The 6,804-nt window shown below is 44.6% G+C and carries 9 protein-coding genes and 1 riboswitch; of the genes, 8 read left to right on the top strand and 1 reads right to left on the bottom strand.

The window, feature by feature from the left end:
• Nucleotides 1–114 precede the first annotated feature (114 nt).
• Entirely contained in the window at nucleotides 115–558 is a 444-nt protein-coding gene (locus ACYQ4S_RS10275) for an HTH domain-containing protein (RefSeq protein WP_459770967.1), read from the bottom strand.
• Between the two features lie 118 nt (nucleotides 559–676).
• Between ACYQ4S_RS10275 and ACYQ4S_RS10270 the strand changes: the two genes are divergently transcribed.
• From ACYQ4S_RS10270 to rpsI, 8 genes are all read left to right on the top strand, one after another.
• The gene (locus tag ACYQ4S_RS10270; protein WP_459770966.1) at nucleotides 677–1,150 is read left to right on the top strand and encodes an AAC(3) family N-acetyltransferase; all 474 of its coding nucleotides are present in this window, start codon (nucleotides 677–679) and stop codon (nucleotides 1,148–1,150) included.
• 33 nt (nucleotides 1,151–1,183) lie between these two features.
• Complete coding sequence (locus ACYQ4S_RS10265) at nucleotides 1,184–1,702, top strand: GNAT family N-acetyltransferase (protein WP_346025217.1); 519 nt, start codon at nucleotides 1,184–1,186, stop codon at nucleotides 1,700–1,702.
• 96 nt (nucleotides 1,703–1,798) lie between these two features.
• Nucleotides 1,799–1,903, top strand: a riboswitch (TPP riboswitch).
• 41 nt (nucleotides 1,904–1,944) lie between these two features.
• A complete protein-coding gene (locus ACYQ4S_RS10260; protein ID WP_459770964.1) occupies nucleotides 1,945–2,571 on the top strand; it encodes a YkoF family thiamine/hydroxymethylpyrimidine-binding protein in 627 nt (208 codons plus the stop codon).
• On the top strand, nucleotides 2,571–3,158 hold the full coding sequence (locus ACYQ4S_RS10255) for an ECF transporter S component (protein WP_459770962.1): 588 nt from the start codon (nucleotides 2,571–2,573) through the stop codon (nucleotides 3,156–3,158). The genes ACYQ4S_RS10260 and ACYQ4S_RS10255 overlap by 1 nt, the downstream gene beginning before the upstream one ends.
• Nucleotides 3,142–4,614 carry an ABC transporter ATP-binding protein gene (locus tag ACYQ4S_RS10250; protein WP_459770960.1) on the top strand — a complete coding sequence of 491 codons (1,473 nt, stop codon included), beginning with the start codon at nucleotides 3,142–3,144 and terminating at the stop codon, nucleotides 4,612–4,614. The genes ACYQ4S_RS10255 and ACYQ4S_RS10250 overlap by 17 nt, the downstream gene beginning before the upstream one ends.
• Nucleotides 4,611–5,321, top strand: coding sequence for an energy-coupling factor transporter transmembrane component T family protein (locus ACYQ4S_RS10245; protein ID WP_459770959.1), 711 nt, complete (start codon nucleotides 4,611–4,613; stop codon nucleotides 5,319–5,321). Before ACYQ4S_RS10250 ends, ACYQ4S_RS10245 begins: the two co-directional genes overlap by 4 nt.
• Before the next feature lie 388 nt (nucleotides 5,322–5,709).
• Nucleotides 5,710–6,153, top strand: coding sequence for a 50S ribosomal protein L13 (gene rplM / locus ACYQ4S_RS10240; protein WP_091481849.1), 444 nt, complete (start codon nucleotides 5,710–5,712; stop codon nucleotides 6,151–6,153).
• 13 nt (nucleotides 6,154–6,166) lie between these two features.
• Nucleotides 6,167–6,559: a 30S ribosomal protein S9 gene (rpsI, locus tag ACYQ4S_RS10235; RefSeq protein WP_091266415.1), complete on the top strand. Its 393-nt coding sequence runs from the start codon at nucleotides 6,167–6,169 to the stop codon at nucleotides 6,557–6,559.
• Nucleotides 6,560–6,804: the final 245 nt, after the last annotated feature.

Raw genomic sequence — 6,804 nt, 5'->3', positions numbered from 1 at the left:
CTTCTTTTTTCTTTCGACTCTCTTCAGATTTCAACCAGTTGTAATACCCCGAACGTGAAACTAAAGCAATCTCACATAGCCATGATATATTTAACAAATTATGATCTCGTTTTGTTAGGTCTTTAATGAGTTGGAATTTTTCTTGTGTGAAGCCCTCTTGGCCTTCCGATGGATAAAATTTGTTTTTTTTAGGGCATCTATCTGTTGTTTTTGAAGGGCGACTTTATGTTTCAAGTGTGCGATTTCTTCTTCTTGAGTTCTTTCTTTAGTACGGGGTCTTCCACTGGATTCACTACGTAAATCCATAAATCCTTCTGGGCGATGGCTCATATTTTTAATTCGTCTGGAAAAAGTCTTTATACGGTCTTTCCCTAACGCTATCACATCAAAGTCTGCGTCTCTAAAAATTTGCGTAGGTCCTTTTCCGAGAGCTTTTTCTTTAGCGAAATGGTCTTTGAATGCCTCTGAGTAAGTTACTGCTTTAGTTGATGCTTTCTCTACAAAAGGATTTTCTTCAAGTTCTCTTCGCTCTTCCTCTGTAAAATAATTTCTTCCCATGTCAACGCTCTCCTTTGAACTCATATAGTTGGGTTCATTATACAATAAAGAACCCTATAAAATAGAGAACGAATAAGGGTTTTTTATCCGTGTCTATTCTATAGGGTCCAGTTTATATATGGGTGTAGTGGCCAATCTGTTCCGAACCTATCCGAATGTAAGAAGAAGCAGTCATCCGGCAGTCTCTTTTACGGCCTGGGGAAAGAAAGCTGATCAACTCACGTCAGGTCACTCTCTGAACTTTGGACTGGGTGAAGGCTCGCCGCTCAAAAAACTTTATGACGAGAATGCCCTGATTCTGGCAGTCGGAACGGATTATGACACCTCAACGGCCATGCACTTAGGCGAATACCGTGCACCGAATCCGACACTCAAACCTGAAGGGACAGCCATCCTGGAAAAAGGTATCAGAGTCTGGCGGACATATGACGACATCGAATTGGATGAATATCAGTTTAGTGCCATTGGAAACGAGCTCGAGAAAAATGGTCTAGTTACAATCGGAAAAATAGGCAAAGCAGAAGCCAGACTTTACCGGGTCAGAGATGCGGTCGATCAGTCGACCAGACACTTTACGGCACTTAGAAAATAGACATAAACTTCTTAAGCAAAAGGGGAGAACCGAATGAGCACGTATTTTAAATTGGTTGGACTAGAGGATCTGGATACCCTTCAGGCTATCAGTATCGAGACCTTTACAGATACGTTCGAAAAAGACAACACAGAAGAAAACATGACAGATTACCTGTCCAAAGCCTGTACAAAAGAGAAGCTGAGTCAGGAGCTCGCCACAGAAGGGTCACGATTTTACTTTCTATATGCAGACGATGAACTGGCCGGTTATCTGAAACTGAATGCAGGAGAAGCGAGAACGGAAGACATCGATCCTGATGGACTGGAAATCGAACGGATCTATATCCGTACTGGATTCAAGCGCAGAGGGTTGGGGACGAGTCTTTTAAACAAGGCAGTCGAGACAGCTGAAGAACAGGGCTGCACGAGCATCTGGCTGGGTGTCTGGGAACATAACGAGCCTGCGAAAGCATTCTATAAAGCCAAAGGATTCAAGAAAGTAGGGAGTCACTCCTTTTTCATGGGGAACGACGAGCAGACGGACTGGATTATGCTTAAAAGCCTCAGTTAGACAAGGGGGGGGCAGAAAACAGATGAAAGCAGTTAAAAATGTATTGTATTCTGTTCGTCAAATTGGTATAGTCATTGTGGTACAACAAAATTAAATACGGAAGATCCTGGGAGTCTCGAATTGGAGGCTGAGAGTGATGTATATCAGACCAGTAACCTGATCAGCGTAATGGCTGCGTAGGAAGTATCTTATATATTATGGCTCTTTCCTATGGGTTTTTTTCGTTAGGAGGAGTTTTTTTCATGCAGAAAAACTATGTCAACTACGGAAATTGTTCAGTCGGAAAGCCTGGTTCCACTTTGGAAATTACAGGCGCACGTTTCAATTTATCGCCGATGAGTGACGATTTCAAATCGATCATTCTAGGTGCGATCAAGCAAGTCGATCTGTCGAAAGTCTGGGCGGAGACCGATCATATTTCAACAGTCTACCGCGGGAAAGAAGAAGCGGTATTCGATGCACTGAAGGCTGCCTTTTTGTATGCCTACAAGGAAGGCGTTCATATGACTCTCGAATCGACCATCTCAAAAGGGTGTCCCGGAGACACGGACAGTGACTACACACTGGAACTTGACGATCCAAAAGTCAATCAGGCCGAAACAGAAGCGATTGATTTTCCGGTAATCGGGAAGTTTGCCCTTTACCCAATGGGATCTGACAACTATATGGCTACCATTGCCAAAGTCGTCAACGAAGGGATCGACAGAGGTGTGGTCACGGGTTCTGGACATTACGGAACGAATCTTGGCGGAAGCGCACAGGATGTCTTCGACTATCTGGAATATGTGTCGCACACAGTCGGCAGTGAAGTCAGTCACTACATCAGTCAGTTCACCTTGCACTGTAACGTACCGGAGGGAGACATCTAATGAACAGAAAACCATTAACTTTGCGTGATTATTTACTAATGTCCCTAATCGCTGTTGTGTTTGGAATCGTCTTTCTGCTGGCGGTCTATGCTGGAGCAGCCCTTACGACGGTCTTAACCCCTCTTGGACTCGGAGTGCTTGGATACGAACCGTTTTACGGTATCTGGTATATGGCGGCAATCATCACCACCTACCTGATCAGAAAGCCTGTCGTCGGCATCGTCACTGAAGTCATCGCAGCTCTGATCGAAGTTCTTCTAGGCAATATGTTTGGGGTTATGGTTCTTGTATCTGCACTTGTTCAAGGGGTAGGTGTCGAGATTCCTTTCGCTCTGACTAAATATAAAAACTATTCGTATAAAGTGACCATGCTGTCGGCCTTGTCCGCAACGATTCTGTCATTCATCTGGACAGGATTCAGGAGCAACTATCTGGCAATGGACTGGCGTATCGTCCTGGCGATTTTTGTCATCAGACTCTTGAGTGCACTCTTCTTTACAGGCTATGTTTCCAAGGTGATCTGTGACAAGCTGGATGATGCCGGCATATTGAATCACAACCTGAAAGCCAGTGAAGCCATTGACTGATCCAGCTTTATCTATAAAAGATCTGACCTTTACCTTGAATGGACAGCCACTGATCGAAGATGCCAGTTTAACCATCGATAAAGGAGAAATCGTTCTGCTCTGCGGCAGAAGTGGGAGCGGTAAAAGTACGCTAGCCAATCTGATCAATGGCTACTTTCCGGAATATGGCGGGAAGCAGACGGTGTCGCACATCAGAATAGACGGCGAAGACGTGCAGCTGAAGTCTGTCGTCGACCGTTCAGAAAGAGTCGGGACCATTTTCCAGAATGCGCGTCTCTCCTTCAGCATGAAGACGTTGAGAGAAGAAATGGGCTTCTGTCTTGAGAATACACGGACTCCTTCAGAGCGTATTGATGACATTATTGAACAGAAAGCCAATCATTTCAACCTGACTCATCTTCTGGACCGGTCATTTGACGATCTGTCCGGAGGGGAGCTTCAGAAAGCGGCTTTTGTCTGTGCAAATTTGTCGGATTTGCCGCTTTATATTATGGATGAACCGTTTGCCAATATGGATGAGCAGACAATAGAAGATTACGTCAGCTACATCAAAGTCCTGTCCAAACAAGGCAAAGCAGTGATCATCATCGATCACCATGTCGATAGATGGAACTGGGTAGGCCGCTGGCTTCTGATGGATACAACCCGCCAGCTGATCGATCTGACACATCTGCCGTTAGACCTCAAGCGGGACAAATTGATTGAAGCTGGAGTCGTTATCGATCCTGCTACGATTTCCCGTCAAAGACCAAACACTGATGAAACAGTACTCGAACTGGATAAGGTCTCCGTCTATCACGAGCAGACTGTCCGGCAGTCCTTTTTCAGAAAAGTCACTTACGTTAACACACTGATCGAAGAGGCTTCTTTTGAACTGAAAAAAGGCGCACTGACTGCTTTAGTCGGGCCCAGCGGAATCGGAAAGTCTTCCTTATTCCGTTCGATATTAAATGTGTCGCCATATTCAGGAGACATCAGGATCCAAGGCAAGTCGATCCGTGACATGAAGTCAGCTGACCTTTATTCCAGAATCGGTCTGATCTTTCAGGATCCGTCGCTACAATTTGTTAAAACTAAGGTGATGGATGAAATGGTCCTCAGCCTGACTGCATGGGATGATATAGAAGAAGATCAAGCAGCCGAGCAGGCAAAAGCGCTGCTCGAACATCATCACTTTGAAAACAAAGCCGACGAATCGCCTTGGGTCCTCAGCCAGGGTCAGCAGAGACGTCTAGCTGTTGTCTGCATGACAGTGGGTCAGCAGCAGCTCCTGCTCGTCGATGAACCGACATACGGACAGGATGCAGCCAATGACAGAAAAATCATGGACAAACTAAGTGAACTCTGTGAAGCGGGGATGACCTGCCTGTTCACCAGTCACGACCGACAGCTCGTTGATGCTTATGCTGATACGATTTATGAAATCAGAGAAAAGAAGGTGAAACAGGTTTTATGATCGACTCTATCAATCCAACTGCTAAGACCGTGGGCATCCTTCTAGGGTCCCTGATTCTTGGACTGACCTTTCAGTGGGAAGTCAACCTGACCATCACCTTATTGGGACTGATTTTCGTTACAACCTCTAAACGGGCTGCGCCTGAACGCCTGCTGAAAATCATGGTGCCGATTCTGTTCGTCTCCATCAGCTATTTCTTTACCGGCTGGATTTTCAGCTCCGAACAGGCCTTGTTCAGCTCAAGTCAGACTGATCTAATTATTCCCAGTGGGAGAGATCTGATCAACGGCCTGAACCTCGGGTCGCGTGTACTAGCCTTTGCGATGCTGGGCATCAGCTACAGCCTGACGACAGATTCTAAAGAACTGATTGCTAGCTTTATCCAGCAGGCACGCATGCCGATGAAAATGGGCTATGCCATCTTTACAGCAGTCAATCTGACTTCACTGATCAGAAGAGAATACGACAACTCAAAACTCGCGCTTCAGGTCAGAAATATCCCGGTCAAACCTTTTGACTCAAAGCCCTTGTTCACGATGATGGTCCGTATGATCCGCTGGTCCGAGCGCCTGTCTCTGGCCATGGAATCCAAAGGGTTCAGTGAAGACCGCGTGATGCAGCTGAAGATGACAGTTAAGCCTATAGATATCGTGTTTATGGTTGGACTGCCTGTAACCATAGCTTTGCTGGGATTTGTAGTTTTCTAATAGTATAAGTTAAATCAATTGAAGAGATGTTCATGAGTGATTTAATTGTCAGTCATGGGCATCTTTTTTAATTCTTCTAAATAAGATAAATAATAGATAAAGTGTGAACGATAGATCTTTCAAGGGACCTTAGTAGAAAGGCCAGTTGTAGGGCTTGTCTATAAATCTATTGAAAATAAAATGATTAAATCTTCAAAACCAATTGACTTTTGTCGCTATTCACGGTACTATATCAGATGGTATTGTTTGCCACCATGATAAGCCCCGGAAACTTGTTTTGGAACAAACAACAGAGAGTCTTTCTTATTACTTTTAACGGAACTTAGAAGCGATGGAAAGCAGCTAATTTAAAATTGATTCTTGAAAAGAAAATTTGGAGGTTAAGATCGTGCGTACAACATTTATGGCGAATGAAAGTAACATCGAACGCAAATGGTATGTAGTCGACGCTACAGATATTCCTTTAGGACGTCTGTCAACTGTCGTTGCATCTATCCTACGCGGTAAAAACAAACCTACGTATACACCACACGTTGATACTGGTGACCACGTAATCGTAATTAATGCAGGAGAAGTTAAACTAACAGGGAAGAAAGCTAGCGACAAGATTTATTCTCGTCACTCTGGACACCCAGGTGGATTGACTCAACAGTCAGCTGGAACAATCCGTGCTCAAAGACCGGAACGTTTGATTGAAATGTCAATCAAAGGTATGCTTCCACACAACCCACTAGGACGTAAACAAATTAAAAAACTTCACGTATACGCTGGCCCTGAGCACAAAAACCAAGCTCAACAGCCAGAAGTACTAGACATTACAAACTTGATTTAAGGAGGGACATCCATTGGCACAAGTACAATATTTCGGAACTGGTCGTCGTAAAAACTCTACAGCTCGTGTTATCATGACTCCAGGTTCTGGTAAAATCACTTTTAACGGTAAAGATATTTCTGAATATTTAAACTTCGATCACCTACATTTAGTAGTTAAACAGCCACTAGCTATCACTGATACAGTAGACAGCTACGACATCACTATCAACGTTCACGGTGGTGGGTTCTCAGGACAAGCAGGCGCTGCTCGTCACGGAATCTCTCGTGCGTTACTACAAGTAGATCCTGACTTCCGTTCTCCACTGAAAGCAGCTGGACTGCTTACACGTGATTCACGTATGAAAGAGCGTAAAAAACCAGGTCTTAAAAAAGCGCGTAAATCTCCACAATTCTCAAAACGTTAATTGCTGGAGCCGTTGCGAATTTATTCGCTTACGGATACAGTATGGGACGGAGATTTCGAAAGAAATCGAGTACCATTCAATTTGGTAATGGAGAACCCCATCAAAAATGGGGTTCTTTTTTTTGTGCGCCCGGCATGGGCGACAACTTGGTGGTGAAAGTCCACTACAGACTTGGCAGTAGGAACTGTTAGCGAAAGTCAAGGGTGTCCGCCGTGAGGCGGAATCTGAAGGAAGACGGACGCAAA

Source organism: Alkalibacterium sp. s-m-28, assembly GCF_054658175.1.
The sequence above is the reverse complement of the archived record's forward strand: the minus strand, read 5'-3'. Positions and strand labels throughout refer to the sequence as shown.

Excerpts from the sequence above, each read along its gene's own strand:
- ACYQ4S_RS10275 (WP_459770967.1), bottom strand. The coding sequence starts at position 558 with ATGGGAAGAAATTATTTTACAGAGGAAGAGCGAAGAGAACTTGAAGAA.
- ACYQ4S_RS10270 (WP_459770966.1), top strand. The coding sequence starts at position 677 with ATGGGTGTAGTGGCCAATCTGTTCCGAACCTATCCGAATGTAAGAAGA.
- ACYQ4S_RS10255 (WP_459770962.1), top strand. The coding sequence starts at position 2,571 with ATGAACAGAAAACCATTAACTTTGCGTGATTATTTACTAATGTCCCTA.
- ACYQ4S_RS10265 (WP_346025217.1), top strand. The coding sequence starts at position 1,184 with ATGAGCACGTATTTTAAATTGGTTGGACTAGAGGATCTGGATACCCTT.
- ACYQ4S_RS10260 (WP_459770964.1), top strand. The coding sequence starts at position 1,945 with ATGCAGAAAAACTATGTCAACTACGGAAATTGTTCAGTCGGAAAGCCT.
- ACYQ4S_RS10245 (WP_459770959.1), top strand. The coding sequence starts at position 4,611 with ATGATCGACTCTATCAATCCAACTGCTAAGACCGTGGGCATCCTTCTA.